The 25599-nt window shown below is 66.3% G+C and carries 21 protein-coding genes and 1 pseudogene; 13 read left to right on the top strand and 9 right to left on the bottom strand.

Going from position 1 to position 25599, the window contains the following annotated elements:
• Positions 1-594, top strand: a pseudogene (locus tag ACXJMY_RS30230) (glycosyltransferase family 39 protein); the annotation flags it as partial.
• Positions 595-718: 124 nt separating this feature from the next.
• Here ACXJMY_RS30230 and ACXJMY_RS30225 read toward each other — a convergent pair.
• Positions 719-1534, bottom strand: coding sequence for a uracil-DNA glycosylase (locus tag ACXJMY_RS30225; protein WP_456623000.1), 816 nt, complete (start codon positions 1532-1534; stop codon positions 719-721).
• Between the two features lie 137 nt (positions 1535-1671).
• Here ACXJMY_RS30225 and ACXJMY_RS30220 point away from each other — a divergent pair, with 137 nt between their 5' ends.
• The 3 genes from ACXJMY_RS30220 (at position 1672) to ACXJMY_RS30210 (ending at position 6384) form a co-directional block, all read left to right on the top strand.
• Entirely contained in the window at positions 1672-3333 is a 1662-nt protein-coding gene (locus ACXJMY_RS30220; protein WP_456622999.1) for an electron transfer flavoprotein-ubiquinone oxidoreductase, read from the top strand.
• A 285-nt stretch (positions 3334-3618) separates the two neighbouring features.
• On the top strand, positions 3619-5412 hold the full coding sequence (locus ACXJMY_RS30215) for a tetratricopeptide repeat protein (protein ID WP_456622998.1): 1794 nt from the start codon (positions 3619-3621) through the stop codon (positions 5410-5412).
• 87 nt (positions 5413-5499) lie between these two features.
• Positions 5500-6384, top strand: coding sequence for a 4-(cytidine 5'-diphospho)-2-C-methyl-D-erythritol kinase (locus ACXJMY_RS30210; RefSeq protein ID WP_456622997.1), 885 nt, complete (start codon positions 5500-5502; stop codon positions 6382-6384).
• A gap of 114 nt (positions 6385-6498) precedes the next feature.
• On the opposite strand, the gene ACXJMY_RS30205 is transcribed toward ACXJMY_RS30210, so the two are convergent.
• From ACXJMY_RS30205 to ACXJMY_RS30185, 5 genes are all read right to left on the bottom strand, one after another.
• Positions 6499-7377: an alpha/beta fold hydrolase gene (locus tag ACXJMY_RS30205; RefSeq protein WP_456622996.1), complete on the bottom strand. Its 879-nt coding sequence runs from the start codon at positions 7375-7377 to the stop codon at positions 6499-6501.
• Complete coding sequence (locus ACXJMY_RS30200) at positions 7370-8002, bottom strand: LysE family translocator (protein WP_456622995.1); 633 nt, start codon at positions 8000-8002, stop codon at positions 7370-7372. The genes ACXJMY_RS30205 and ACXJMY_RS30200 overlap by 8 nt, the downstream gene beginning before the upstream one ends.
• A 42-nt stretch (positions 8003-8044) precedes the next feature.
• Positions 8045-9307, bottom strand: a complete 1263-nt coding sequence (gene fabF, locus ACXJMY_RS30195) for a beta-ketoacyl-ACP synthase II (protein WP_456622994.1) — start codon at positions 9305-9307, stop codon at positions 8045-8047.
• Between the two features lies 1 nt (position 9308).
• Entirely contained in the window at positions 9309-9824 is a 516-nt protein-coding gene (locus tag ACXJMY_RS30190; protein WP_456622993.1) for a winged helix-turn-helix transcriptional regulator, read from the bottom strand.
• 312 nt (positions 9825-10136) lie between these two features.
• Positions 10137-11144 (bottom strand): polyprenyl synthetase family protein, encoded by a 1008-nt coding sequence (locus ACXJMY_RS30185; protein WP_456622992.1) that lies wholly within the window; start codon positions 11142-11144, stop codon positions 10137-10139.
• Between the two features lie 131 nt (positions 11145-11275).
• Here ACXJMY_RS30185 and ACXJMY_RS30180 point away from each other — a divergent pair, with 131 nt between their 5' ends.
• The 6 genes from ACXJMY_RS30180 to glyS all read left to right on the top strand — a co-directional run bounded on the left by ACXJMY_RS30180 (position 11276) and on the right by glyS (position 16931).
• Positions 11276-11503: a putative signal transducing protein gene (locus ACXJMY_RS30180; RefSeq protein WP_456622991.1), complete on the top strand. Its 228-nt coding sequence runs from the start codon at positions 11276-11278 to the stop codon at positions 11501-11503.
• Positions 11496-12263, top strand: coding sequence for a tRNA1(Val) (adenine(37)-N6)-methyltransferase (locus ACXJMY_RS30175; RefSeq protein ID WP_456622990.1), 768 nt, complete (start codon positions 11496-11498; stop codon positions 12261-12263). The genes ACXJMY_RS30180 and ACXJMY_RS30175 overlap by 8 nt, the downstream gene beginning before the upstream one ends.
• Positions 12264-12479: 216 nt before the next feature.
• Positions 12480-13388, top strand: coding sequence for a S49 family peptidase (locus ACXJMY_RS30170; RefSeq protein WP_456622989.1), 909 nt, complete (start codon positions 12480-12482; stop codon positions 13386-13388).
• Positions 13389-13492: 104 nt separating this feature from the next.
• Positions 13493-13684 carry a hypothetical protein gene (locus ACXJMY_RS30165; RefSeq protein ID WP_456622988.1) on the top strand — a complete coding sequence of 64 codons (192 nt, stop codon included), beginning with the start codon at positions 13493-13495 and terminating at the stop codon, positions 13682-13684.
• 206 nt (positions 13685-13890) lie between these two features.
• A complete protein-coding gene (locus tag ACXJMY_RS30160; RefSeq protein ID WP_135179137.1) occupies positions 13891-14826 on the top strand; it encodes a glycine--tRNA ligase subunit alpha in 936 nt (311 codons plus the stop codon).
• Positions 14826-16931 carry a glycine--tRNA ligase subunit beta gene (gene glyS / locus ACXJMY_RS30155; protein WP_456622987.1) on the top strand — a complete coding sequence of 702 codons (2106 nt, stop codon included), beginning with the start codon at positions 14826-14828 and terminating at the stop codon, positions 16929-16931. Before ACXJMY_RS30160 ends, glyS begins: the two co-directional genes overlap by 1 nt.
• Positions 16932-17169: 238 nt before the next feature.
• Here the strand turns inward: glyS and ACXJMY_RS30150 are convergent, their stop codons facing one another.
• On the bottom strand, positions 17170-17523 hold the full coding sequence (locus ACXJMY_RS30150; RefSeq protein WP_456622986.1) for a DUF1236 domain-containing protein: 354 nt from the start codon (positions 17521-17523) through the stop codon (positions 17170-17172).
• Positions 17524-17755: 232 nt separating this feature from the next.
• Here ACXJMY_RS30150 and ACXJMY_RS30145 point away from each other — a divergent pair, with 232 nt between their 5' ends.
• The 3 genes from ACXJMY_RS30145 (at position 17756) to ACXJMY_RS30135 (ending at position 22919) form a co-directional block, all read left to right on the top strand.
• Entirely contained in the window at positions 17756-17911 is a 156-nt protein-coding gene (locus ACXJMY_RS30145; protein ID WP_007594951.1) for a DUF3096 domain-containing protein, read from the top strand.
• Positions 17912-18007: 96 nt separating this feature from the next.
• Complete coding sequence (ppdK, locus tag ACXJMY_RS30140; protein ID WP_456622985.1) at positions 18008-20974, top strand: pyruvate, phosphate dikinase; 2967 nt, start codon at positions 18008-18010, stop codon at positions 20972-20974.
• Positions 20975-21464: 490 nt separating this feature from the next.
• Complete coding sequence (locus tag ACXJMY_RS30135; protein ID WP_456622984.1) at positions 21465-22919, top strand: cell wall hydrolase; 1455 nt, start codon at positions 21465-21467, stop codon at positions 22917-22919.
• Positions 22920-23070: 151 nt separating this feature from the next.
• Here the strand turns inward: ACXJMY_RS30135 and nadC are convergent, their stop codons facing one another.
• On the bottom strand, positions 23071-23949 hold the full coding sequence (gene nadC, locus ACXJMY_RS30130; protein WP_456622983.1) for a carboxylating nicotinate-nucleotide diphosphorylase: 879 nt from the start codon (positions 23947-23949) through the stop codon (positions 23071-23073).
• Positions 23950-23960: 11 nt separating this feature from the next.
• Positions 23961-25571: an L-aspartate oxidase gene (locus ACXJMY_RS30125; protein ID WP_456622982.1), complete on the bottom strand. Its 1611-nt coding sequence runs from the start codon at positions 25569-25571 to the stop codon at positions 23961-23963.
• Positions 25572-25599 lie beyond the last annotated feature (28 nt).

Below are 25599 nucleotides of genomic sequence, written 5' to 3'. Positions count from 1 at the left end.
GTTCTGCTTTCCGGCCTGTTCGGGCTCGACGGCGTCGTCGGCGGCGCGGGCGTCGTGCTGGTGATGTCGGGGCTCGCCGTGGTCGTGGCCGCCGGCGATCTCATCGCGATGCGTCGCGCACGGATGCTGCGCACGGTGTGGGCGGCTGCCGTCGTGGCGCCGGCCGCGGGCGTCGTGCTCGCGGTCCTGTTCCTGCCCTGGACCGGTACCGGCGAGATCGCGACCTCGATGCCGGCGCGCGATATCTCGGACTTCTTTGACGAGAGCTTTGCCCGCCGCACCAACCATCGCCTGCGCGCGGTCGCCGGCGAGACCCAGCTGGCGAGCCTGATCACGCTGCATTCCGGCCGGCCGCATCTCTTCATCGATGCCGAGCCCGCGCGGACGCCGTGGATGAATCAGGCCAGGTTCAGCGAGACCGGCGGCGTCGTGGTTTGGCGCGCCTCCGACACCGCCGGCACGCCGCCGCCCGAAATCCTCAAGCGCTTCCCCGGCATCGTCCCGGAAGTGCCGCGCGCCTTCGAATGGCTGGTGACGGGACGCCAGCAATTGTTGCGCATCGGCTGGGCCATCGTGCGGCCGAAGGGGCCGTAGCCACGGTCGTCATTCCGGGGCGCGGCAAAGCCGCGAGCCCGGAATCCATTCATCCACCAACTCTGTCGCTCGATGGATTCCGGGCTCTCGCTTCGCGAGCCCCGGAATGACGGTGTTTGTGTCGCTACGCCGCGCCTTGCCCCAGCACCTTCGCGATTGCCCGCAGATCCTGCCAGGCCAGCCGCTTGTAGGACGGCGAGCGCAGCAGATAGGCCGGGTGGAACGTCGGCAGCGCGCGGATGGTGCGCGCGCCGGTGTCGTAGTCGAACCAGCGCCCGCGGGTGCGCATGATGCCCTCGCGGGTCGACAGCAGCGTCTGCGTCGAGGGATTGCCGAGCGTCACCAGCACATCCGGGTTCACCAGCTCGATCTGGCGCTGGATGAAGGGCAGGCAGATTTGCGTCTCCTGCGGCGTCGGTGTGCGGTTGCCCGGCGGCCGCCATGGAATCACGTTGGCGATGTACGCGGTGGTGCGGTTGAGCCCGATCGCGCCGATCATGAGGTCGAGCAGCTTGCCGCTGCGCCCGACGAAGGGCAGTCCCTCGATGTCTTCATCGCGGCCCGGCGCCTCGCCGACGAACATGATGCGCGCCTGCGGATTGCCGTCGGCGAACACCAGCCGCGTCGCGGTGTGCTTCAGCGCGCAGCCCTCGAAGCCTTGCATCAGCTCGCGCAGCGCCTCCAGCGTCGGCGCGGTGCGCGCGGCCTCGCGGGCCGAGGCGATCGCGATGTCAGGCGCGGGCGCGGCCTCGCCGCGCATCACGGCAGGTGCTGCAACCGGCCGCGGCGCCTCGACCGGCGGCGCCGCGCGCGGGGCCGGCGGCGGGACCTCGGCCTCCGCCAGCCGGTCGATCGGTTCCTCCGCGAGCGCGCAATCGACACCGGCCTCCAGGTAGAAGGCAAGAAGCTCGCGGACGGTGGGGGCGGGTTCGAGGATCATTTGGAAAGTCAGACCTTTATATCAGTTTGAGCCGCCTTGCATCCCAGCGGAACGCATTTCCGAGGTTGTCCTACCCGGAAAAATCGGAAACAAGGGGGCGCAAACGACCGAGGAACCGTCTCAAGGGCTGAGATCAGATGAGCACCGAAGAACTTCCCCCGCGCGAATCCATGGAATTCGACGTCGTCATCGTCGGCGCCGGCCCCTCGGGCCTGTCGGCCGCGATCCGGCTGAAGCAGCTCAACGCCGATCTCAACATCGTCGTGGTGGAGAAGGGTTCCGAGGTCGGCGCGCATATTCTCTCCGGCGCCGTGATCGATCCGGCCGGGCTCGACAAGCTGATCCCGGACTGGCGCGAGGATTCCGACTGCCCGCTGAAGACGCAGGTGAAGGACGACCGCTTCTACTGGATGACGGGCGGCGGTGCGATCAAGCTGCCGAACTTCATCATGCCGCCGCTGATGTACAACCACCACTGCTATATCGGCTCGCTCGGCAATGTCTGCCGCTGGCTGGCGCGCAAGGCGGAAGCACTCGGCGTGGAGATCTATCCGGGCTTTGCCGCAGCCGAGGTGCTCTATGACGAGCAGGGCGCGGTGAGGGGCATCGCCACCGGCGACATGGGCATCGGCCGGGACGGCAAGCCGAAGGATTCGTTTACCCGTGGCATGGAATTGCTCGGCAAGTACACGCTGTTCGCCGAAGGCGCCCGCGGCAGCCTGACCAAGCAGCTGATCGCGAAGTTCGCGCTCGACTCCAACAGCGAGCCGTCGAAATTCGGTATCGGCCTGAAGGAAGTCTGGCAGATCGACCCCGCCAAACACCAGAAGGGCCTGATCCAGCATTCCTTCGGCTGGCCGCTCGACATGAAGACCGGCGGCGGCTCGTTCCTGTACCATTACGACGACAATCTCGTCGCCGTCGGCTTCGTTGTGCATCTCAACTACGACGATCCGTATCTGTCGCCGTTCGACGAGTTCCAGCGCTTCAAGACCCATCCCTCGATCCGCGGCACGTTCGAAGGCGGCAAGCGGCTCGCTTATGGTGCGCGCGCCATCACCGAGGGCGGCTACCAGTCGGTGCCGAAGCTGAGCTTCCCCGGCGGTGCGCTGATCGGCTGCGCGGCCGGCTTCGTCAACGTCCCGCGCATCAAGGGCGTGCACAATGCGATGGGCACCGGCATGCTCGCGGCCGAGCATGTCGCAGCCGCACTCGCCGCCGATCGCGCCAATGACGAGATCATCGATTACGAGAACGCCTGGCGTTCCTCGTCCGTCGGCAAGGATCTTTTCCTGGTCCGCAACGTCAAGCCGCTGTGGTCGAAGTTCGGCACCGTGATCGGCGTCGCGCTCGGCGGCTTCGACATGTGGTGCAACACGCTGTTCGGCGGCTCGCTGTTCGGCACGCAGTCGCATGCCAAGCCCGATCGGTCGACGCTCGATCCGGCCAAGCAGCATGCACCGAAGAACTACCCGAAGCCGGACGGAAAAATCTCCTTCGACAAGCTGTCGTCGGTGTTCCTGTCCAACACCAATCATGAGGAGGACCAGCCGGTCCATCTCAAGGTGGCCGACATGAACCTCCAGAAGACGTCCGAGCACGACGTCTTCGCGGGTCCCTCGAACCGCTATTGCCCGGCTGGCGTCTATGAGTGGGTCGAGGAGGGCGCGAGCCCGCGTTACCAGATCAACGCCCAGAACTGCGTCCACTGCAAAACCTGCGACGTGAAGGACCCCAACGGCAACATCACCTGGGTTCCCCCGGAGGGCGGCGGCGGTCCGAACTACGAGGCCATGTAAGCCAGGCGCATTAAGCCAAGGCAATGTGACGCACGTTCGCGTGAGGGTCGGGCCGCGGACGCCGGTCCCGGCCACGATAAGGCCATACTAGGAGCGTCTTGGGGGCGCCTACGGCCGATTTGGGGCGTGCGGAGGGGGATCGTCCGGTCCGAATCCTTGCGGTGAAGCGCCAAAAGCGGCATTGTCCGGCCCTGACGGTTCCGGGTCCCGATGTCGCCGGCCGCGTTCGCATGCGAGACGGCCTTTGCTCCAAACCCAGGCACTACCAACTCAAGGCGAGCCCTGATGTTTTCAAATCGTTTCAACCGCTGGACTGTTGCCGCCATCGCCCTCATGGGCACAGCGATCGCGACGGTCCCCGGCAGGGTCATGGCGCAGACGCCGGATCATCCGGAGAACACGGCGGCGCAGTTTCCGACCCGCAACGATCTGAAGTCGCTCACCACCGCCGGCAGCTATCTTGCCGCCCGCCACGCCAGCGTCGAGCGCGACGCGGCGTCCGCCGCCGCCTTCTACCGCTCGGCGCTGCGCACCGATCCCAAGAACAACGAGCTGCTCGACCGCGCCTTCATCTCCTCGGTCGCCGATGGCGACATCGATGAAGCGGTCAAGCTCGCCGAGCGCATTCTCACCATCGACAAGACCAACCGCGTCGCGCGCCTCGTCGTCGGCGTGCACGATCTCAAGTTCAAGAAGTATGCGACCGCCCAGACCAACATCAACCAGTCGATCCGCGGGCCGATCACCGATCTGGTCGCGACGCTGCTGTCGGGCTGGGCCGCCTACGGCGCAGGCGACGCCAAGGGCGGTGTCGCCACCATCGACAAGCTGGCTGGTCCCGAATGGTACCCGCTGTTCAAGGATCTCCACGCCGGCATGATCCTCGAACTCTCCGGCAAGGAGAAGGATGCGGGCACCCGCTTCGAGCGCGCCTACAAGCTCGACGATTCCATGCTGCGCGTCACCGAGGCCTATGCGCGTTGGCTGTCGCGCAACAAGGATTCCGCCGCCGCGACCACCGTCTACCAGGCCTTCGACAAGAAGCTCGCCCGTCATCCGCTGATCGTGGAAGGCCTGCGCGAGACCAAGGCCGGCAGGAAGATGCCGCCGCTAGCCGATTCCGCGCAAGCCGGTGCGGCCGAAGCGCTGTATGGCATCGGCGCCACGCTGACCCGCCGCGGCGGCGAGGATCTGGCGCTGGTCTACCTCCAGCTCGCACTCTATCTCCAGCCCAGCCATCCGCTGGCGCTGCTGTCGCTCGCCGACCTCTATGAATCGGTGAAGCGGCCGCAGATGGCGATCAAGGTCTATGAACGCGTGCCGGCGTCGTCGCCGTTGAAGCGCAACGCGCAGATCCAGCTCGCCGTCGATCTGGATTCCGCCGACCGTACCGACGAGGCGATCAAGATCCTCAAGGGCGTGGTGAGCGAGGATCCCAAGGACCTCGAAGCCATCATGGCGCTCGGCAATCTCGAGMGCRGCCGCAAGAGGTTCGGCGACTGCGGTGCGACCTATTCGCAAGGCATCGAGGTGCTGCCGGCCGGCAACGACAAGGCCAACAGCGTCTGGTATTATTATCGCGGCATCTGCGAGGAGCGCTCCAAGCAGTGGGGCAAGGCCGAAGCCGACATGAAGAAGGCGCTCGAGCTCCAGCCCGACCAGGCGCATGTCCTCAACTATCTCGGCTATTCCTGGATCGACCAGGGCGTCAACCTCGACGACGGCATGAAGATGATCAAGCGCGCCGTCGAGCAGCGTCCCGACGACGGCTACATCGTCGACTCCCTCGGCTGGGCCTACTACCGCATCGGCAATTACGAGGAGGCGGTGAAGAACCTCGAGCGCGCGATCGACCTCAAGCCCGAGGATCCCACCATCAACGATCACCTTGGCGATGCCTATTGGCGCGTCGGCCGCACGCTGGAGGCCAAGTTCCAGTGGGCGCATGCGCGCGATCTCAAGCCCGAGCCCGACGATCTGCCGAAGATCGAGGCCAAGATCGCGAACGGGCTGACCGACGATTCGAATTCCTCGGCCGCGCAGGCCGATAAGAAGAAGGACGACGGCAAGGGCGGTTGATCTGGGGCGCATGATCCGGAAAAGTGTGCAGCGGTTTTCCGATAAGATCATGCGCGAACGAGGATGAGTTTCGGGGGCGTGCCGCCAATGCCGGCGTTGATTGAAGAAGGACGGGCGAAGGTCAATCTGAGCCTTCGCGTCGTCGGCCGTCGTGCCGACGGTTATCATGATCTCGAAAGCGTGGTTGCCTTTGCGGACTGCGCCGATCGGCTCACCTTGGAGCCGGGCGGTGAGCTGAAGCTCGCCACCACCGGACCGCTGGCTGCGGCGTGCGGCGATACCGCCGACAATCTCGTGTTCAAGGCGGCGAAGCTTCTGGCCGAAGCCGTGCCGGGGCTGAAGTTTGGAGCGTTCGCGCTCGACAAGGTGCTCCCCGTTGCGGCTGGCATCGGCGGCGGTTCGGCCGATGCGGCTGCGGCGCTGCGGCTGCTGGCGCGTCTCAACAATCTGTCGCTCGATGATCCCCGGCTGCAGAAGGTCGCGCTCGCGACCGGCGCCGACGTCCCGGTGTGCCTGTTCTCGCGCGCCTGCGACATGACCGGCGTCGGCGAGCAGTTGTTGCCGCTGGCGTTGCCGAGCATGCCCTGCGTCATGGTCAATCCGCGCGTGCCCGTCGCGACCCAGGACGTGTTCCGGGCGCTGGGCCTGCGTCATGGCGAGCTCCTGGTGGGCGCCACCTCCGTCCTTGACGCCCCGGCCTGGCCGGAAGACGGCGCGTCCATCGCCGATTGGGTTGACGTTCTCGAAACCGTCGCCAATGACCTCGAAGCCCCCGCGATGCGCATCGAGCCGGTGATCGGCGAGGTGCTGGAGGCGCTGCGTGCATCGAGCGGCGTCAAGCTCGCCCGCATGTCCGGCTCGGGCGCGACCTGTTTTGCGATCTTCGGCGCGCCCGCCGAGACGCACGCCGCCGCCGAAAGGATCCGCAGCGATCACCCCGGCTGGTGGGTGCATGCGGGGACGTTGAGCTAATCGCGGCCGCCGTAGGGTGGGCAAAGGCGCGACAGCGCCGTGCCCACCATGTATCCAGGTCGCGCGATTGAAGTGGTGGGCACGCTTCGCTTTGCCCACCCTACGGCGGTGGAGCTAATCCGCGCCGTCCTCGGCGAGCCCAAGAAACTTTCGGATCGCGCCCAGCACCTCTTGCGGCTTGTCGTGCTGCAGCCAGTGTCCGGCGCCGGCGACGGTCTCGACGCGCGCCTGTTGAAAGTAACGCTCCAGGCCCGCGGCCCTGGCGCCGGCCAGAAAGCTTTCGCCGGCATTCAGGAGCAGCGTCGGACAGGCGATGCGCGACCACAGCGCGACGTGGTCGTCCGGCCAGAGCCGGTGCGGTGCGCTGGCACGCTGATAGGGATCGAACTTCCAGCTATAGGTGCCGTCCTCGTTCTGTCGTGAGCCATGCGTTGCAAGATGCAGCGCGAGTTCGCGCGCGAGGCGCTTGTTGTGAAGCACCATCTGCGCCGCCGCGTCCTCGAGGGTCGCATAGCGACGCGGCGTGCGGTCGTGCAGCCTGTCGAGCTGGCCGATCCATTTGCTGATGCGCTCATGCGCCGGCGGCTTCGGCGTATCCGGCAACATGGTCACGCCGTCGAGCACGACCAGCTTCGAGACCAGCTCGGGGAATGATCCCGAAAAGATCAGGCTCACCATGCCGCCCATCGAATGGCCGACGAGAATCACCTGAGGCGCCGCGACGGCGCGGACGAGCTGCGCGAGATCGTACACATACTCGGTCAGCGCGTAGCTGCCGCCTCTGGTCCAGTCGGAATCGCCATGTCCGCGCAGGTCGGGCGCGAGCACGTGGAAATGCGGCTGCAGAGATCGGGCGATGACGTCCCAGCTCCGGCAATGATCCCGGCCGCCGTGAACCAGGATGACGGCCGGCGCCCCCTCATTGCCCCAGTCGGCATAATGCAGCCGCAGCCCGTGTGATTCATAGAAGTGGCTGTGCGGGACGCTAGCCATTTGCCGGCCGCCGCGCCAGCGCCAGCGAAACGCCGAGGCCCGCGATGAAGACGCCGGAGCCCTGGGTGAGGCGACGCATCAGATGCGGCCGGCCGGTCAGTTGCGTGCGCGTCACCGAGGCCATCAGCACCACGATGACATCGACGAGCGTGTTCAAGGTGACCGAGATCGCGCCCAGCAGGATGAATTGCAGCGTCGGGTTTGAGGATGCCGGATCGAGGAACTGCGGAATGAACGCCAGGAAGAATGCCGCGGTCTTCGGGTTCAGCGYCTCGACCAGCACGCCATCGCGGAACGCGCGCTTGTCGCCGACGGCCTCACTGTCGAGCGACAGCGTGCGGCCGGCGTTGCGAAAGGTGCGGATGCCGAGCCAGACCAGATACAGCGCGCCGACGAGCTTCACGGCGGCAAACAGCTCGGCGCTGGCGAGGATGATGGCGGAGATGCCGAGGCTGCCTGCCAGCACATGGACCAGGCCGCCCAGCGCTGTGCCCGCGGTCGATGCAAAGCCGCTCGCGCGTCCTTCCGACAAGGTCCGCGCCGCGACGTAGAAGATGCCGGGGCCGGGAATGGCGGCGATGACGAGTGCGGCCGCCAGGAACAGCCAGAAATTGGTTTCGGTCATCCCGCTTTGGTAACAATGCCCGGCGTGATTGCAAGTCCTCGTCTAGCCGAACCGGCGGAAGATCACGCTGGCATTCACCCCTCCGAAGCCGAAACCGTTGGAGATGGCATGCCGCATCGGCATCGGCCGCGCGCTGCCTGAGACGATGTCGATGCCCTCGGCGCCGGGATCTGGATTTTCGAGGTTGAGCGTCGGCGGGGCGATCTGGTCGCGCAGGGCAAGCACGGTGAAGATCGCCTCAAGGCCGCCGGCCGCGCCGAGCAGATGACCGGTGGCCGACTTCGTCGCGCTCACCGCGATGCTGCGGTTGCGGCCGAACAGCGCGGCGATGGCGCCAAGCTCGCCTTCGTCGCCGGCCGGCGTCGACGTCGCATGGGCGTTCAGGTGCTGCAACTCGCCGGGCGCGAGCCGCGCCTGCCGCAGCGCGATCTCCATGGCGCGCCGTGCACCGTCGCCATCGGGCGGACCTGACGTCATGTGATAGGCGTCCGCCGTGGTGCCATATCCCACGATCTCCGCGATCGGCGCCGCGCCGCGCGCCAGCGCATGCTCGAGCTCCTCGATCACCACAATGCCCGCGCCTTCGCCCATGACGAAACCGTCGCGGTCGCGATCGAACGGGCGCGAGGCGCGCGCGGGCGCGTCGTTGAACCCGCTCGACAGCGCGCGCGCCGCCGCGAAGCCGCCGAGACTGACGAGATCGATGCAGGCCTCAGCGCCGCCGCAGATCGCCGCGTCGATTTCGCCCGCGCGGATCATGCGCGCCGCATCGCCGATCGCCTGGACGCCGGCGGCGCAAGCCGTAACCGGTGTCCCCAGCGGGCCCTTGTAGCCGTATTTGATCGAGACGTGACCGGCGGCGAGATTGGCGAGGAACGAGGGGATGGTGAATGGCGACAGCCGCCGTGGACCGCGCTGGTCGGTGATACGCACCGCCTCCACCATCGCCGGGAAGCCGCCGACGCCGGAGGCGATGATCGTCGCGGTCCGTTCCAGTGCCGTTGCATCCTGGGGCGCCCATTTGGCCTGCGCGATCGCCTCCGCGGCGGCGAGCAGCGCGAACAGGATGAAGCGGTCCATCTTGCGCTGATCTTTTGGCGCCGCGGCCTGCGCCGGATCGAAGCCACCGTCGGTGTCGCTGGCCTTGTCGGGCACGAGGCCGGCAATGCGCGCCGGCAGCGCCTGCGACCATTCGGGCAGGGCGCGCAGCCCGCTTTGACCGGCGAGCAGCCGGCGCCAGGACAGTTCGACACCGCAGCCGAGCGGCGATACCGCGCCCATTCCCGTCACGACGATACGACGCATGTCAGTCTCCAGCCGGCGCAACGGCCGGGTTCATGGCCTTGAGCGAGGCGAGCCGCCGCCGCATCCCGCGGCTTGCGCGCGGGCCGGGGACGACGACCGCGTTGGCGAGCGTGATCGGATGCATGCTGGCGGCGTCGACGACGACCGGATCGAGCGGACGAACGCCGTCCCGGCTCGCCAGCACGATGGCCTCGCCCTTCGGCGCGAGATGCTTGTTGCCCCAGGCGAGCAGCGTCGCGATCACGGGGAAGAAATCCCGCGCCTTCTGCGTCAGCACATATTCGTAACGCGGCGGCCGCTCGTGATAGCGGCGGCGCACGAACATGCCGGCGTCGGTGAGATGAGCGAGGCGCCGTGACAGGATGTTCGGCGCGATCCCGAGACTTTGCGAAAACTCGTCGAACCGCGTCGCGCCCTGAAACGCATCCCGAAGGATCAGGATGCTCCACCATTCGCCGACCGTTTCGACGGCGCGGCCGACCGGGCATTCCAGGATGGAGGGGGATTTGGGCTGCATGGCGGGAAGGTAAGGGAGTGGCTTGCAAAATGCAAGTTACCGGGTGAGCAGAAGCATGCACGGGTGGAGCGAGCGGCGAAGCTGTCGCTGCGAATTGAGATGCGAGTTGGCGAACGATGGCCGGGCGCCATACTCCGTCATTGCGAGCGCAGCGAAGCAATCCAGACTGTTTCCGCGGAAAGATTCTGGATTGCTTCGCTGCGCTTGCAATGACGATGCGGGAGCAGAGGAGCGCTATCTCAACGATGTCGTCCCGGCCTTCGCCGGGACGACGGCGAGTGTGAGGCGGGCAGCGTGCCGAAACGAGAAGACCTAATGCGACCGTGCCAGGCAGAACGCCACGACCTGCTCCAGCGCGCCCTTCATCGGCGAGGACGGGAACAGCGCCAGCGCGTCGACCGCCATGGCACCGTAGTGCTGGGCGCGGCTCAGCGTGTCCTCGAGCGCGCGGTGCTTGTTCATCAGGCCGAGGGCGTGGTCGAGATCGGTGTCGCCGATCTCGCCGCGCTCGAGTGCCCGGATCCAGAAGGCCCGCTCGGTGTCGTTGCCGCGGCGGAAGGCGAGCACCACCGGCAGGGTGATCTTGCCCTCGCGGAAATCGTCGCCGGTGTTCTTGCCGAGTTTTGCGCTTTTGCCGCCGTAATCGAGCACGTCGTCGACGAGCTGGAAGGCGATGCCGAGATTCATGCCGACCGAGCGGCAGGCGGTCTGCTCCGCCTTCGGGCGGTTGGCGATCACGGGGCCGACCTCGCAGGCGGCCGCGAACAGCTCGGCGGTCTTGCCGCGGATCACGGCGAGATATTCGTCCTCGGTGGTCGCGGTGTTCTTGGCGGCGGCGAGCTGCATCACCTCGCCCTCGGCGATGGTTGCGGCTGCTGCGGAGAGGATGTCGAGCGCGCGCAGCGAGCCGACCTCGACCATCATGCGAAAGGCCTGGCCGAGCAGGAAGTCACCGACCAGCACGCTCGCCTCGTTGCCCCAGAGCATGCGCGCCGACAGCCTGCCGCGGCGCATCTCGCTCTCGTCGACGACGTCGTCGTGGAGCAGGGTCGCGGTATGCATGAACTCGACGCTTGCGGCGAGCTTGATGTGGCCGTCGCCGTTGTAGCCGGCAAGGTTGGCCATGGCCAGCGTCAGCATCGGCCGCAGCCGCTTTCCCCCGGAGGAGATCAAATGGTTGGCCACTTCCGGGATCATGGTCACCTCGGAGCCGGTCCGCGACAGGATCGTCGCGTTGACGCGCTCCATGTCAGGGGCGACAAGGGCAACCAGCTCTTCGATCGACGCGCCGGGGGTTTCGAAAGGTACGATGACGGCCACGCCGGTCTCCAATATTTGCCCCGGAGGGGCTATTCTGATGCAAAGACAATAGAAACTGGACGCGGATGCGGCAAGGGCCGTGGAACCATTGACATTGCCGCTTAACCCCCGTCAGGCAGGAGGCCTGTGTTTTGCGAGAACTGGTTCGGACCAACGATATGGTGCTGGTGTCGGCGATCGGCGCGCTGCTCGACGGCGCCAATATCCATCATCTGGTGCTGGACCAGAACATGAGCGTTATCGAGGGCTCGCTCGGCATTTTGCCGCGGCGGATCCTGGTCCATGAGGACGACGCCCACGAGGCCCGGCAGCTTCTGACCGAGGCGGGCCTCAGCCACGAATTGCGCGGCGATGACTGAGGCCGCGGCTGACCTCACCGAGGACGCCTTTCTCGGCGGACAGCTGCGCCTGAAGCAGAAGCGGTCCGGCCACCGCGCCGGACACGATGCCATTCTCCTCGCGGCGGCGACAGAGGCCCGGGCAGGCGACCGCGTGGTCGATCTCGGCGCCGGCATCGGCACCGCCGGGCTGGCGCTCGCTTGGCGCGTGCCCGGCATCAGCCTCAGCCTGGTCGAGATCGATCCGGAGCTGGCGGAGCTCGCGCGCGCCAATGCGGCGGCGAATGGGATTTCGGCCGAGGCGATCGTGCTCGACGTCACGGCCGATGCGCAGGCCTTCGCGGCCCATGGGCTTGTGCCTGACAGTGTCGATCATGTGCTGATGAACCCGCCCTTCAACGATTCCACGCGGCATCGCGGCTCGCCGGATCAGGCGCGGCAGGTCGCGCATGTGGCGACGGGCGAGACGCTGGATGCCTGGGTGCATGCGGCGCGGCGCATCCTCCGATCGAGCGGTGTGCTGACCTTGATCTGGCGCGCGGATGGGATAGCTGAGGTTTTGGCAGCGCTGTCACGCGGCTTCGGCAGCCTGTCGGTCCTGCCGGTTCATGGCGAGGCGGGTCGTCCCGCGATCCGCGTGCTGGTGCGCGCAGTCAAAGGCGGCCGGGCCCCGACGCGATTGCTGCCGGGCCTGATGCTTAACGACGAGTCACGCGTGCCTAAAAAAGAGGTGAAGGATATTCTGGAAGGGAGGGCGATCTTGCCGCTGGCGGAGCCGTGACGGCCTACTGCGGAAGCGATTCCGTCTGCTGCTCCTGCGGCGAGGTGAAGCGAATCGCCGTGAAAAGCGCACCGATCAGCATCAACAGCAGATAGATCTTCATGGCGTTTCCTCCGCTGCCTTATTGCAGCTTCCCAACGGGGAATTTGCAAAACACGTTCCAGCCAACTTCAATGACAGTCGCGTGATAAGAAATGGTTAATCAGGGGTGACGGCATGGCCGAACAATTGAACGATCGCGAGGGTTCCGGCCTGGCCGACAAGCTCATGCAATATCTCCCGGCGCGCTTCCGCCCGGGCACGGCGGTGGTGCCGGTGGTGCGGCTGTCGGGCGTGATCGGCGCGGTGACGCCGCTGCGTCCGGGCATGACGCTCGCCGGCGTCGCGCGGGTGCTGGAGCGGGCGTTTTCGATTCGGAACGCCAAGGCGGTGGCGCTGGTGATCAACTCGCCCGGCGGCTCGCCGGTGCAGTCGCGCCAGATCTATCTGCGCATCAAGCAGCTCGCGGCCGAGAAGAAGCTGAAGGTTTTGGTGTTCGTCGAGGACGTCGCGGCGTCGGGCGGCTACATGATCGCCTGCGCGGGCGACGAGATCTTTTGCGATCCGTCCTCGATCCTCGGCTCGATCGGCGTGGTCGGCGGCAGCTTTGGTTTCCAGGAAGCGATCAAGCGGCTCGGCATCGAGCGGCGGCTTTACACGGCCGGCGCGCACAAGGCGATGCTCGATCCGTTCCTGCCCGAAAACCCCGACGACGTGGCGAAGCTGAAGGCGCTCCAGCGCGAGATCCACCAGATCTTCATTTCGCTGGTGAAGGAGAGCCGCGGCGCGCGGCTGAAGGGCACCGACGACACCCTGTTCACCGGCGAGTACTGGGCCGGCGACAGCTCGATCGCGCTGGGGCTCGCCGACGGGATCGGCGATCTCCGCTCAACTCTTCGTGCCCGCTATGGCGAGAAGGTTCTCACCCCCGTGATCGCACAGCCGAGTGGGCTGCTGTCCGGCCTTTTGGGGCGGAAATCGCCCGGCGCGGGCCAGCTTTCGGCCCTGGAATCAATGGTGGGGCTGCCGGATGAGCTGATCTCGGCGATCGAAACGCGCGCGATTTGGGCGAAATTCGGGTTCTAGGCGACGCCCTCCCGCGCCATTTGGTCCGGCCCGAGCCAATTGCGGCGCGGCCCGGTCTGCGCGAGAATGCGCGTGGGGGCTGAGCACTAGACAAGGATCGACAGATGCCGCCGTTCGTCGCTTTCGCGGGCGTCCTGGGCGGGCTTGCCGTGGTCCGCTGGGCCTACAAGACCGCTGTCCGGATCAACCAGGAGCTGGAGGAGATGCGCCTCTCGCGCGTCGCCGAGGCCGCCCATATGGGGCACATCCAGACCCTGAAGCAGGATCCCGTGACCGGAGCTTATCGGCCGGGTTAGCCGCGTCTTTCCATACGCCGTCATCCCGGGGCGATGCGACGCATCGAACTATGGTGCGCAATTGCGCACCTGAGAATCTCGAGATTCCGGGTTCGCCCTTCGGGCGCCCCGGAATGACGCCATTTGCCCCTTTGCCTTGATTCCCAACCCCGCCGTCGATACGGTCCCGCGCGATTCAAAACCCCCCGCGAGAGCCCGATCTGACGATGGACGCCTCATTGCCCGCCCATATGCGCCCGGAACGCTCGTTCCAGGGCTTCATCCTCGCGCTCCAGCGGTTCTGGGCCGAGCAGGGCTGCGTGATCCTGCAGCCCTACGACATGGAGATGGGCGCGGGTACTTTCCATCCGGCGACCACCCTTCGCGCGCTCGGGCCAAAACCCTGGAACGCGGCCTATGTGCAGCCCTCGCGCCGGCCCAAGGACGGCCGCTACGGCGAGAACCCGAACCGGATGCAGCACTATTACCAGTTCCAGGTGATCATGAAGCCGTCGCCGCCGAACCTTCAGGAGCTGTACCTGAAGTCGCTCGCCGCCATCGGCATCGATTCCGCCGTGCACGACATCCGCTTCGTCGAGGACGACTGGGAGAGCCCGACGCTGGGCGCCTGGGGCTTGGGATGGGAGTGCTGGTGCGACGGCATGGAAGTCAGCCAGTTCACCTATTTCCAGCAGGTCGCCGGCTTCGAATGCGCGCCGGTCGCGGGCGAGCTCACCTACGGGCTCGAGCGCCTCGCGATGTATGTGCAGGGCGTCGACCGCGTCTACGACCTCAATTTCAACGGCCGCGACGGCGACGCCAAGGTCACCTATGGCGACGTCTTCCTCCAGGCCGAGCGGGAGTACTCGAAGCACAACTTCGAAGTTGCCGACACCGCGATGTTGTTCGAGCAGTTCAAGATGGCTGAAGCGGCCTGCAGAAAATATCTCGATGCGGGCTGGAAGGACGGCAAGCGCGAGGCGCATCTGATGGCGCTGCCCGCCTATGACCAGTGCATCAAGGCGAGCCACGTCTTCAACCTGCTCGATGCCCGCGGCGTGATCTCCGTGACCGAGCGGCAGAGCTACATTCTTCGCGTGCGCGAGCTGGCAAAGGCCTGCGGCGAGGCGTGGATACATACTGAAGCGGGCGGAGCGGCCTGATGCCCGAATTGTTGCTGGAACTGTTCTCGGAAGAAATCCCCGCGCGCATGCAGGCCAAGGCGGCCGACGATCTGCGCCGCATGGTCACCGACAAGCTCGTCGCCGAAGGCCTCGTCTACGAAGGCGCAAAGGCGTTCGCGACGCCGCGCCGCCTCGCGCTCACCGTGCACGGAATCCCTGCGCGTCAGCCCGACCTGAAGACCGAACGGCGCGGACCGAAAATGGGCGCGCCAGAGGCGGCCGTGCAGGGCTTTCTGAAAGCGACAGGTCTGGCATCGCTCGACGAAGCCAAGATCCAGCGCGACCCGAAGGGCGACTTCTACATCGCGCTGATCGAGAAGCCCGGGCGCCCGGCGATCGACGTGCTGGCCGAGATTCTGCCGGTGATCATCCGCACCTTCCCCTGGCCGAAATCGATGCGCTGGGGCGCGCGCTCGGGAAAACCGGGATCGCTGAGCTGGGTGCGTCCGCTGCATGCGATCACCGCAACCTTCGGACTTGAAACCGAAGAGCCCGATGTCGTGACATTCTCGGTGGATGGCATCGAGACCGGCCAGACCACCTATGGCCATCGCTTCATGGCGCCGGCCGCGATCCAGGTGCGCCGCTTCGAGGATTACGAGGCCAAGCTGAAGGCCGCCAAAGTCATTCTCGATCCGCAGGCGCGCAAGGACATCATCCTCGCCGACGCCAAGGAGCTGGCGTTCGCGCAAGGCCTCGAGCTGGTCGAGGATCAGGTGCTGCTGGATGAGGTCTCAGGCCTCGTCGAATGGCCGGTCGTCATGATGGGATCGTTCGAGAAGGAATATCTCGCGATCCCCGAAGAGGTGATCCGCGCCACCATCCGCAACAACCAGAAGTGCTTCGTCGTCAGGGATGCCAAGACGGGCAAGCTGACCAACAAGTTCGTCCTCACCGCCAATATCGAGGCGCCCGACGGCGGCAAGACCATCGTCGCCGGCAACGAACGCGTCATCCGCCCACGGCTGTCGGATGCGAAGTTCTTCTACGAGACCGATCTGAAGACCAAGCTGGAAGACCGGCTGCCGAAGTTCGAGCAGATCGTGTTCCACGAGAAGCTCGGCACACAGGCCGAGCGCATCAAGCGCATCGAACGCTTGGCCGCCGAGATCGCGCCGCTGGTCGGCGCCGACGTCGCCAAGACGACCCGCGCCGCGCATCTGGCGAAGGCGGATTTGCTGACCGAAGTCGTCGGCGAATTCCCTGAGGTGCAGGGCCTGATGGGCAAGTATTACGCGCTGGCGCAGGGCGAGGATGCCTCTGTCGCAGCTGCTTGCGAGGAGCACTACAAGCCGCAGGGCCCCGCAGATCGCGTGCCGACCGATCCGGTCAGCGTTGCGGTGGCGCTTGCCGACAAGATCGATACGCTCGTCGGCTTCTGGGCGATCGACGAGAAGCCGACGGGATCGAAGGACCCGTATGCGCTGCGTCGCGCGGCGCTGGGTGTGATCAGGTTGATCACCGAGAACGCGCTGCGGTTTTCGATCTTGAAGAACGCTTGGTCGGCAATGTCCGGATTTCCAAGCAAGGCGATCGCAGTTGATGGCGCAAAACTTCCGAGTGATCTGCTTGCCTTCTTCGCCGACCGCCTCAAGGTCCAGCTCCGCGAGCAGGGCGCGCGTCACGATCTCGTCGACGCCGTGTTCGCGCTCGGTGGCCAGGACGACCTGCTGATGATTGTCCGCCGCGTCGAGGCGCTCGGCAAATTCCTCGAGTCTGACGACGGCAAGAATTTGCTCGCCGGCATCAAGCGCGCCAGCAACATCCTCGGCATCGAGGAGAAAAAAGACAAGCGCACGTTCGACGGCGCACCCGATGCTGCGCTCTATAGCCTCGGCGAGGAGAAGGCGCTGGCGAAGGCGATTGGCGAAGTGCAGGCAGAAGCCAGCGCCGCCGTCGCCAAGGAAGATTTTGCTGCCGCCATGAGCGCGATGGCAAAACTGCGTCCGCCGGTCGATGCGTTCTTCGACAAGGTCCGCGTCAACGATGATGATCCAAAGGTGCGCGAAAACCGCCTCAAGCTGCTCAACGAAATCCGCAGCGCCACGCGCGCGGTGGCGGATTTTTCCAAGATCCAGGATTGATCTCGTGCCCCGGACGCAGCGCAGCGCGCCGCCTCTTCGCGGCGTGATGCGCTGCTGAGCCGGGGCCCATGCCGCCGCGTGCTCGTAGCTTCTGGGTCCCGGGTCGCGCTTCGCTTGCCCGGGACACGAGAGAAAAAAGCCCCACCCGGTGGGGGAAGACCGGGCAGGGCCTGATGTCCGCTACTACGCGATGCGCGCCAAGCCTGAATCGGCGCGCCGGACATCGAGTTGAACTGATTTAGTCGAGCACCTCGACAATGCGCCGCGAGCGCGGCTCGACCAGCACGGTCTCGCCGTTCACGACGGTGTAGCGATAGGTCGTCGCGCCGAAACGTTGCGGCACGTCATAATAAGTGATGCCGGCTTCGGGTAAGGTGGCACCGACCACGACGCGATCCGGGACAGTGAAGGCTGGAACGCGCTCCTGGACGACATATTGACGAAACGCCGGCCGCTGTTCGACCGCGATGGACGGGCCGCCATCGACCACGACGGGCGCGCGCCCAACCGTGACGCTGGATTGCGCAGACGCTGCGATCGGCGTCCCGAGCGCAACGCCAAGCGCTGTGAGGGCGAGAATCCTGTTCCGCATGGGCAACTCCTTCGAAGTGATTTCAGCCGGCGCCAGTGGCGCGACCGGTTGCCAATGCATGCGACTTGGCAATGTTCCGGGAAAAGCGCAGCCACATTCGCGGCAATTTCGGGCAGTTTTCGCGAAGCGCGGAACCCGCGCGCGCCCTCACGCGTCTCTACCCGCGGAACCGGGTCCGCTATGATCCGCCCGCGATTCGCCTTTGCTCTACCCAAGCCTGGAAAAACAGTTCATGCACATCACCGTCGCCCACATTTCGCCGATCCTGTCGCTGCTTGCGGGCGTGCTCATCCTGATCATGCCGCGCCTCCTCAACCTGATCGTCGCGATCTTTCTCATCATAAATGGTGCGATCGGGCTCGGATTGTTGAAGTGGCTCCATCTCTAGGCCTTCATTTTCCGGAACTCTTCGACTTGCGCGACCCTGCCCAAAGTGGTGTAAGGCGCGCGATTTCCCATTCCTCTCGCAGGTTGTGTGCAAGCTATGGCCAAAGCCGCCTCGAAGCCCAATAAAACTCCAGCGAAAATGCCAGCGAAATCAAAGTCCTCCGCCACGGCCAAAGCCGCGCCGGCGGCCCGCAAGGTGCTTGCCAAGAGCGCCCCGAAGCCGGTCGCCAAACCCGCTGCCAAACCCGCTGCCAAGCCGGCCACGAAGCCTGCCGCGAAGGCCGCGACCAAGTCGGTTGCGCCGAAGGTTGCCGCCAAGGCAGCACCAGCCAAGGCAGCACCAGCCAAAGCAGCTCCAGCCAAGGCAGCGCCAGCCGTGATCAAGGCCGGCAAGTGGGTCTTCACGTTCGGTGACGGCAAGGCCGAGGGCAAATCCGAGCTGCGCGACCTGCTCGGCGGCAAGGGCGCCAACCTCGCCGAGATGGCCAATCTGGGGCTGCCGGTGCCTCCGGGCTTCACCATCCCGACCTCGGTTTGCACCTATTTCTACGCGCACGACAAAACCTATCCGAAGGAATTGCAGTCGCAGGTTGAGAAGGCGCTGGACTATGTCGGCAAGTTGACCGGCAAGATCTTCGGCGATGCCAAGAACCCGCTGCTGGTGTCCGTGCGCTCCGGCGCGCGCGCCTCGATGCCGGGCATGATGGACACCGTGCTCAATCTCGGCCTCAACGACCAGACCGTGGAAGCGTTGTCCGAACTGTCGGGCGACCGCCGCTTCGCCTATGACAGCTATCGCCGCTTCATCACCATGTATTCCGACGTGGTGCTCGGTTTCGAGCATCATCACTTCGAGGAAATCCTCGACACCTTCAAGGACAGCCAGGGCTACACGCTCGACACCGATCTGTCCGCCGAGGACTGGGTCGACCTGGTCGGCAAGTACAAGGATGCGGTCGCACGCGAGACGGGCAGGGATTTTCCGCAGGATCCGCACGACCAGCTCTGGGGCGCGATCGGAGCTGTGTTTTCATCCTGGATGAACGCGCGTGCGGTGACCTACCGCAAGCTGCATGACATTCCGGAATCCTGGGGCACCGCGGTCAACGTGCAGGCCATGGTGTTCGGCAACATGGGCGAGACGTCGGCGACCGGCGTTGCCTTCACCCGCAACCCCTCGACCGGCGAGAGCAAGCTCTACGGCGAGTTCCTGATCAACGCGCAGGGCGAGGACGTGGTGGCGGGCATCCGCACGCCGCAGGACATCACCGAAGAGGCGCGCAAGGAATCCGGCTCCGACAAGGCGTCGATGGAAGCGGCGATGCCGGAGGCCTTCAAGGAGCTGACGCGGATCTACACGCTGCTCGAGAAGCACTACCGCGACATGCAGGACATGGAGTTCACGGTCGAGCAGGGCAAGCTGTGGATGCTCCAGACCCGCGGCGGCAAGCGCACCGCCAAGGCGGCGCTGCGCATCGCGGTCGAGCTTGCCAATGAGGGCCTGATCACCAAGAAGGAAGCGGTGATGCGGATCGATCCGGCCTCGCTGGATCAACTGCTGCATCCGACCATCGATCCCAACGCCAAGCGCGACGTGATCGCGACCGGCCTGCCGGCCTCGCCTGGAGCTGCCTCCGGCGAGATCGTGTTCTCCTCGGATGAAGCGGCCAAGCTCCAGGGCGACGGACGCAAGGTCATCCTGGTCCGCATCGAGACCAGCCCCGAGGACATCCACGGCATGCATGCCGCCGAAGGCATCTTGACCACCCGTGGCGGCATGACCTCCCACGCCGCCGTGGTCGCGCGCGGCATGGGCAAGCCCTGCGTCTCCGGCTGCGGCACCATCCGCGTCGATTACGGCCGCGGCACCATGAGCATCGGTTCGCGCACCTTCAAGACCGGCGACGTCATCACCATCGACGGCTCGCTCGGCCAGGTGCTGGCCGGCCGCATGCCGATGATCGAGCCGGAGCTCTCCGGCGAGTTCGGCACGCTGATGAAATGGGCCGATCAGGTCCGCAAGATCGGCGTCCGCGTCAACGGGGATACGCCGGAGGACGCCCGCACCGCGATCAAGTTCGGCGCGGAAGGCATCGGCCTGTGCCGCACCGAGCACATGTTCTTCGAGGAGACGCGCATCCGCACGGTGCGCGAGATGATCCTCTCCGAGGACGAGCAGTCGCGCCGCGCCGCGCTGGCAAAACTGCTGCCGATGCAGCGCGCCGACTTCGTCGAGCTGTTCGAGATCATGAAGGGCCTGCCCGTCACGATCCGTTTGCTCGATCCGCCGCTGCACGAGTTCCTGCCGCACACCCATGCCGAGGTCGAGGAAGTGGCGCGCGCCATGAACACCGATCCGCGGCGTCTGGCCGACCGCGCGCGCGAGCTGTCGGAGTTCAATCCGATGCTCGGCTTCCGCGGCTGCCGCATCGCGATCGCCTATCCGGAGATCGCCGAGATGCAGGCGCGTGCGATCTTCGAAGCCGCCGTCGAGGCCGAGAAGCGCACCGGCAAGGCCGTCGGCCTCGAGGTGATGGTGCCGCTGATCGCGACCAAGATGGAGCTCGACCTCGTCAAGGCGCGCATCGACGCCACCGCGAAGGCGGTGATGCAACACACCAACACCAAGATCGCCTATCAGGTCGGCACCATGATCGAGCTGCCGCGGGCCTGTCTGCTCGCGGCCGAGATCGCGGAATCGGCGGAGTTCTTCTCCTTCGGCACCAACGATCTGACGCAAACCACCTACGGCATCAGCCGCGACGACGCCGCGAGCTTCCTCGGGACCTACGTGTCCAAGGGCATCCTTCCGGTCGATCCCTTCGTGGCGCTCGACCAGGAAGGCGTCGGCGAGCTGGTCAAGATCGGCGTCGCGCGCGGCCGCAAGACGCGCGCCTCGCTCAAGGTCGGCATCTGCGGCGAGCACGGCGGCGATCCCGCCTCGGTCGCCTTCTGTCACGCGATCGGCCTCGACTACGTCTCCTGCTCGCCCTACCGCGTCCCGATCGCGCGCCTCGCCGCCGCGCAGGCCGCGCTCGGCAAGGCCGTCGCGAGCCAGGCGTAAGCCGAAGCGCAGCAGGATTGAGTTGAGAGAGGCGGGGCTTTGGCCCCGCCTCTTTCATTTGAGACACTGGTGTTGTTGCGAGTGCTAACCACACACTCGCTGTCATCGCCCGCGAAGGCGGGCGATCCAGTACGCCGAGACGGCTGTGATGAACCGATGAGCCGCGGCGTACTGGATGCCCCGCCTTCGCGGGGCATGACAGCGGATGTTGTTGCAACAACGGGAACTCATCACGCGTCCCGTAATGATACGTGCGCGCAAGGGTTCCTTCACCATTCGCGTTGACCGCTTGTTTACCGTTTCACGTCGGCGGAAATTTACCAAGGCACGCAATCGCCCCGTGAAAACACCTGCGATTGCTTGTGTGTGCCGCGTGCGCAACGTCGATTAACGCCCCGGCAACCTAAATTAGATACTCACGATAAAGATCGAATTGCACGGATGTACTGCGGTTCGATTTTTCTGGCGTAAGCGTAGCGTGAGCGTATCGATGTTTGTGTTGCGTAACCATCCGAAGGGCGCGCGGTTCGCGTCCTTCGGCATCGGTCTCTGCATCTTCGCATTGATGCCGAGAGAGACCGGCTATCAGGACATTGCTTCGCTGCTGGCGCGTCAGCCCGGCGTCGCCGAGCGCTGGCAGAAGCAGGTGTTTTCCGCGGCGTCCTCCATCCAGCTCGCCACCTACAGCTTTGCCCGCCCGATCGGCACGTCGGTTCCGCAGAGCGCGATGGTTCGCCTCGCGAGCCTCGACGGCCGCGACATCACCGGAACCGTCACGCGCAATCCGACGCTCCAGGCGCCGACGCGTTACCAGGCCTCCGACTTTCCCAAGGTCGATCGCTCCATGAAGGGTGATCGCCTCGCAACCGTTGCACCCACGCAGGCCCCCGAGACGGCGGCGCCGTCCGTTGCTCCTGCGCAGCCGGATCCTGCGACATCCAACAGCTCGGTGTTCGGCGCCAAGACCGTCGCGTTACCGCAAGCCATGTCGCCGGAGTCCGCGGCCGCGCTCGATCCCGAGCTCGCGGAAGCGCTGCGCGCGCCGCCCCTGCCGCAATATTCCAGCGCGCCCCAGGCCAGCGACACCGCGCGCTCGCTCGCGGTTCAGCCACTCGAGGCGTTGAAGCGGGCCGCCGCGCCGGCGGCGCCGCCGCGCGATCCCTTCAGCGTCAAGACCTCGAACCTGTTCTTCGGCAGCTCCTCGCTCGGCGGCTCGCTCGAGAGCATCGAGAGCTGGCAGCCCGGTGCCGAGCCGTTGATCGTGATGCCGGATCCCGACATGAAGGTGACGGCCTCGCTGACGCCGCCGTCGGAGGACATTGCCAAGGACATCGAGAGCGGCGAGAGCGTCGCGCCCAAGGGCGAGGTCAACGCCGACAACCAGCGCGCCAGATCGCCGGCCGAGCGGCTCGCGCTCGACGACAAGTCGCGCGCCAAGTCCGAGAAGTGCCTGGCCGAAGCCGTCTATTTCGAAGCCCGCGGCGAAGCGGTGCGCGGCCAGATCGCAGTCGCGCAGGTCGTGATGAACCGCGTGTTCTCCGGCAAATATCCCGACACCGTGTGCGGCGCGGTCTATCAGAACAAGCACCGCCATTTCGCCTGCCAGTTCACCTTCGCCTGCGACAACAACGCCGACGTGATCCGCGAGCCCGAGATGTGGGAACGCGCCAAGAAGATTTCGAAGGCGATGCTCGACGGCCAGATCTGGCTGCCCGAAGTCGGCAAATCCACCCACTACCACGCCTATTGGGTGCGTCCGTCCTGGGTCGCCGAGATGAAGAAGATGTACAAGACCGGCGTCCACACCTTCTACCGGCCGCGCAACTGGGGCGACGGCAGCGAGGAACCGAGCTGGGGCACGCCGGCGCAGACCGCCGCGCTCTCGGCCGAGCTCGCCCAGGAAGCCAGGAGCTCCGCCGAGATGGGCGTGAGCGAGCGACGGTAGTCTTCCTTACCTCTCCCCGCTTGCGGGGAGAGGTCGGATCGCTTTAGCGATCCGGGTGAGGGGTACAGGTCTCTCGACAATCGCATTTGCGGAGAGAGGCCCCTCACCCCAACCCTCTCCCCGTAAGAACGGGGGGAGGGAGTAGACCGCCTCACGCCGCGATATCCAGCGCGCAGTCGAAATTCGCCGCCGAATGCGTCAGTGCGCCCGCCGACGCGTAGTCGACGCCGGTCGCCGCGATGGCCGCGATCGACTCCAGCGTGACGCCACCGGACGCCTCCAGCGCGACGCGGCCCTCCGAAAGCCGCACCGCTTCGCGCAGCGTCGCGACGTCCATGTTGTCGAGCAGCACGGCGTCGGCAAATCCGGTGTCGAGCACCTCGCGCAATTGCGCCAGCGTGTCCACCTCGATCTCGATCTTGACGAGATGGCCGGCATGGGCGCGGGCGCGCTCCAGCACGGGGCGGATGCCGCCGGCGACCGCGATGTGGTTGTCCTTGATCAGGATCGCATCGTCGAGGCCGAAGCGGTGGTTGAAGCCGCCGCCGCAGCGCACCGCATATTTCTCCAGCGCCCGCAATCCCGGCGTCGTCTTGCGCGTGCAGCAGATGCGCATTCTTGTGCCTTCGGTTCGCGCCACATAGTCCGCCGTCAGCGTTGCGACGCCGGACAGCCGGCCGACGAAATTCAGCGCGGTCCGCTCCGCCGTGAGAATGGCGCGCGCCGGGCCCGAGATCGTCAGCACGTGCTGCCCGCGGGCGACGCGCGCGGCGTCGCGGACTTGTGCGCGCACCTCGATGTCGGGCGAGAGCTTTTGCAGCGTCGCCAGCGCCAGCGGCAATCCGGCGATCACGCCAGACTGGCGCGCGACCAGGATCGCTTGCGCTTTTGTTGCTTCGGGAATTGTCGCGAGTGAGGTGATATCGCCGGCGCGGCCGAGATCCTCATCGAGCGCGCGATGCACGGCCTCGTCGATCGCGAGCGGGGACAGGAAGGCATCGGGATTGAGCAGAGAGGTCGGGGTGATCATCGAAGGCTCCATCAGGCGATCATGGGTTGCGCGGTGCGCGGCAGCGGGCGGTCGATGAGGCTTTCCGCCACCTCGCGCGCCGCAGTGAGCGTGGTCATGGTTCGTTGCGCGAGCGCAGGCACGTCCGCCGGATGGTCGGAGCGGAAATGCGCGCCGCGGCTCTCGCGCCGCGTCCAGGCCGCGGCGGCGACGAGCAGGGCTGCCGCCGCCATGTTGCGGAGTGCGATGCTTGTTGCCTCGCGCTCGAGCGTGGCAAAGCTGCGTACCGCCTCCGCAAGTCCGTCACCGTCGCGGATCACGCCCACGCGCGCGCTCATCATGGCGCGGAGGCGCTTTGCGACCGCAGCATCCGGCGCGCCGCCGCGCGGCGTCACCAGCGCGTCGGGGAGGCGGGCAGGCGAGGGGATCGCGCGGCCGGCGATGTCGTCGGCGATGCGCGCGGCGTAGACTACCGCCTCCAGCAGCGAATTCGAAGCGAGCCGGTTGGCGCCATGCGCGCCCGTGGACGATACCTCACCGCCGGCCCAGAGGCCGTCGATCGAGCTGCGGCCGCGGTCGTCGACCGCGATGCCGCCCATGTGGTAGTGCGCGGCCGGCGCGATCGGGATGACTTGCGTGGCGGGATCGATGCCGGCGGCGATGCAGCTTGCATGCACGGTTGGAAATTTTTCGGCGAAGCGTGCGCCCAGCGCCTCCCGCGCGTCGAGGAAGGCGCCGCGCCCGGCCGCAATCTCGGCAAACACGCCGCGGGCCACGATGTCGCGCGGCGCGAGTTCGGCGAGCGGATGACGCGCCAGCATGAAACGCTCACCATTGGCGTTGATCAGCGTCGCGCCTTCGCCGCGCAGCGCCTCGGTCGCAAGCGGCGCCGGATCGCGGCCGACCATGATCGCGGTCGGGTGGAACTGCACGAATTCGGGGTCGGCGATCACTGCGCCGGCCCGCGCCGCGATCGCAAGGCCCGATCCGCTGGCCTCGACCGGATTGGTTGTGACGCCATAAAGATGGCCGATGCCGCCGGTTGCGAGCACCACCGCGCGGGAGGCCATCATCGTCGGTCTCGCTGAAAAATTGCCGGCCTCGCGCAGCTGAAGACCGGTGACGGCGCCGTCCTCCGTCAGCAGCGCTTCGGCGACAAAGCCTTCGATCACGCGGATCGACGGCGTGCGGCGCACGGCTTCGCTCAGCGCCGCGATGATCGCGGCGCCGGCTCCATCGCCGCGGACATGCACGATGCGCCGCGCCGAATGCGCGGCCTCGCGCCCCACGGCGAGCCTGCCTTCGAGATCGCGGTCGAACGGCACGCCGTAAGCCAACAGATCGTGAATCCGCGGGCCGGCCTCGCGCGCGATCCCGAGCGCGATCGCTTCGTCGACGATGCCGCCGCCGACGGCGACGGTGTCGGCGGCGTGTGCCTCGGCACTGTCACCCTCGGCCACCGCGGCTGCGATGCCGCCTTGCGCCCATGCGGACGATGCGCCCTGTCCGAGCGGCGCCGCCGCAATCAGCGTCACCGGCCGCGGCGCGAGTTTCAGCGCGCAGAACAGGCCCGCGAGGCCGCCGCCGACRATGACGACGTCGTCGCTAGAGCGGGTGAGGTTGTGGATGTTGTTTGTTGTCATGGCTTTCTCCAAGCTCTCAACCGTCGTC

The organism is Bradyrhizobium sp. P5_C12, from assembly GCF_054049735.1.
This window is presented reverse-complemented; position numbering and strand designations above follow the sequence as displayed.

Bases quoted from the DNA above. Each gene is read 5' to 3' on its own strand.
- ACXJMY_RS30225 (WP_456623000.1), bottom strand. From the start codon at position 1,534: ATGATCCTCGAACCCGCCCCCACCGTCCGCGAGCTTCTTGCCTTCTAC.
- ACXJMY_RS30220 (WP_456622999.1), top strand. From the start codon at position 1,672: ATGAGCACCGAAGAACTTCCCCCGCGCGAATCCATGGAATTCGACGTC.
- ACXJMY_RS30210 (WP_456622997.1), top strand. From the start codon at position 5,500: ATGCCGGCGTTGATTGAAGAAGGACGGGCGAAGGTCAATCTGAGCCTT.
- ACXJMY_RS30205 (WP_456622996.1), bottom strand. From the start codon at position 7,377: ATGGCTAGCGTCCCGCACAGCCACTTCTATGAATCACACGGGCTGCGG.
- fabF (WP_456622994.1), bottom strand. From the start codon at position 9,307: ATGCGTCGTATCGTCGTGACGGGAATGGGCGCGGTATCGCCGCTCGGC.
- ACXJMY_RS30190 (WP_456622993.1), bottom strand. From the start codon at position 9,824: ATGCAGCCCAAATCCCCCTCCATCCTGGAATGCCCGGTCGGCCGCGCC.
- ACXJMY_RS30175 (WP_456622990.1), top strand. From the start codon at position 11,496: ATGACTGAGGCCGCGGCTGACCTCACCGAGGACGCCTTTCTCGGCGGA.
- ACXJMY_RS30170 (WP_456622989.1), top strand. From the start codon at position 12,480: ATGGCCGAACAATTGAACGATCGCGAGGGTTCCGGCCTGGCCGACAAG.
- ACXJMY_RS30165 (WP_456622988.1), top strand. From the start codon at position 13,493: ATGCCGCCGTTCGTCGCTTTCGCGGGCGTCCTGGGCGGGCTTGCCGTG.
- ACXJMY_RS30160 (WP_135179137.1), top strand. From the start codon at position 13,891: ATGGACGCCTCATTGCCCGCCCATATGCGCCCGGAACGCTCGTTCCAG.
- glyS (WP_456622987.1), top strand. From the start codon at position 14,826: ATGCCCGAATTGTTGCTGGAACTGTTCTCGGAAGAAATCCCCGCGCGC.
- ACXJMY_RS30150 (WP_456622986.1), bottom strand. From the start codon at position 17,523: ATGCGGAACAGGATTCTCGCCCTCACAGCGCTTGGCGTTGCGCTCGGG.
- ACXJMY_RS30145 (WP_007594951.1), top strand. From the start codon at position 17,756: ATGCACATCACCGTCGCCCACATTTCGCCGATCCTGTCGCTGCTTGCG.
- ppdK (WP_456622985.1), top strand. From the start codon at position 18,008: ATGGCCAAAGCCGCCTCGAAGCCCAATAAAACTCCAGCGAAAATGCCA.
- ACXJMY_RS30135 (WP_456622984.1), top strand. From the start codon at position 21,465: ATGTTTGTGTTGCGTAACCATCCGAAGGGCGCGCGGTTCGCGTCCTTC.
- nadC (WP_456622983.1), bottom strand. From the start codon at position 23,949: ATGATCACCCCGACCTCTCTGCTCAATCCCGATGCCTTCCTGTCCCCG.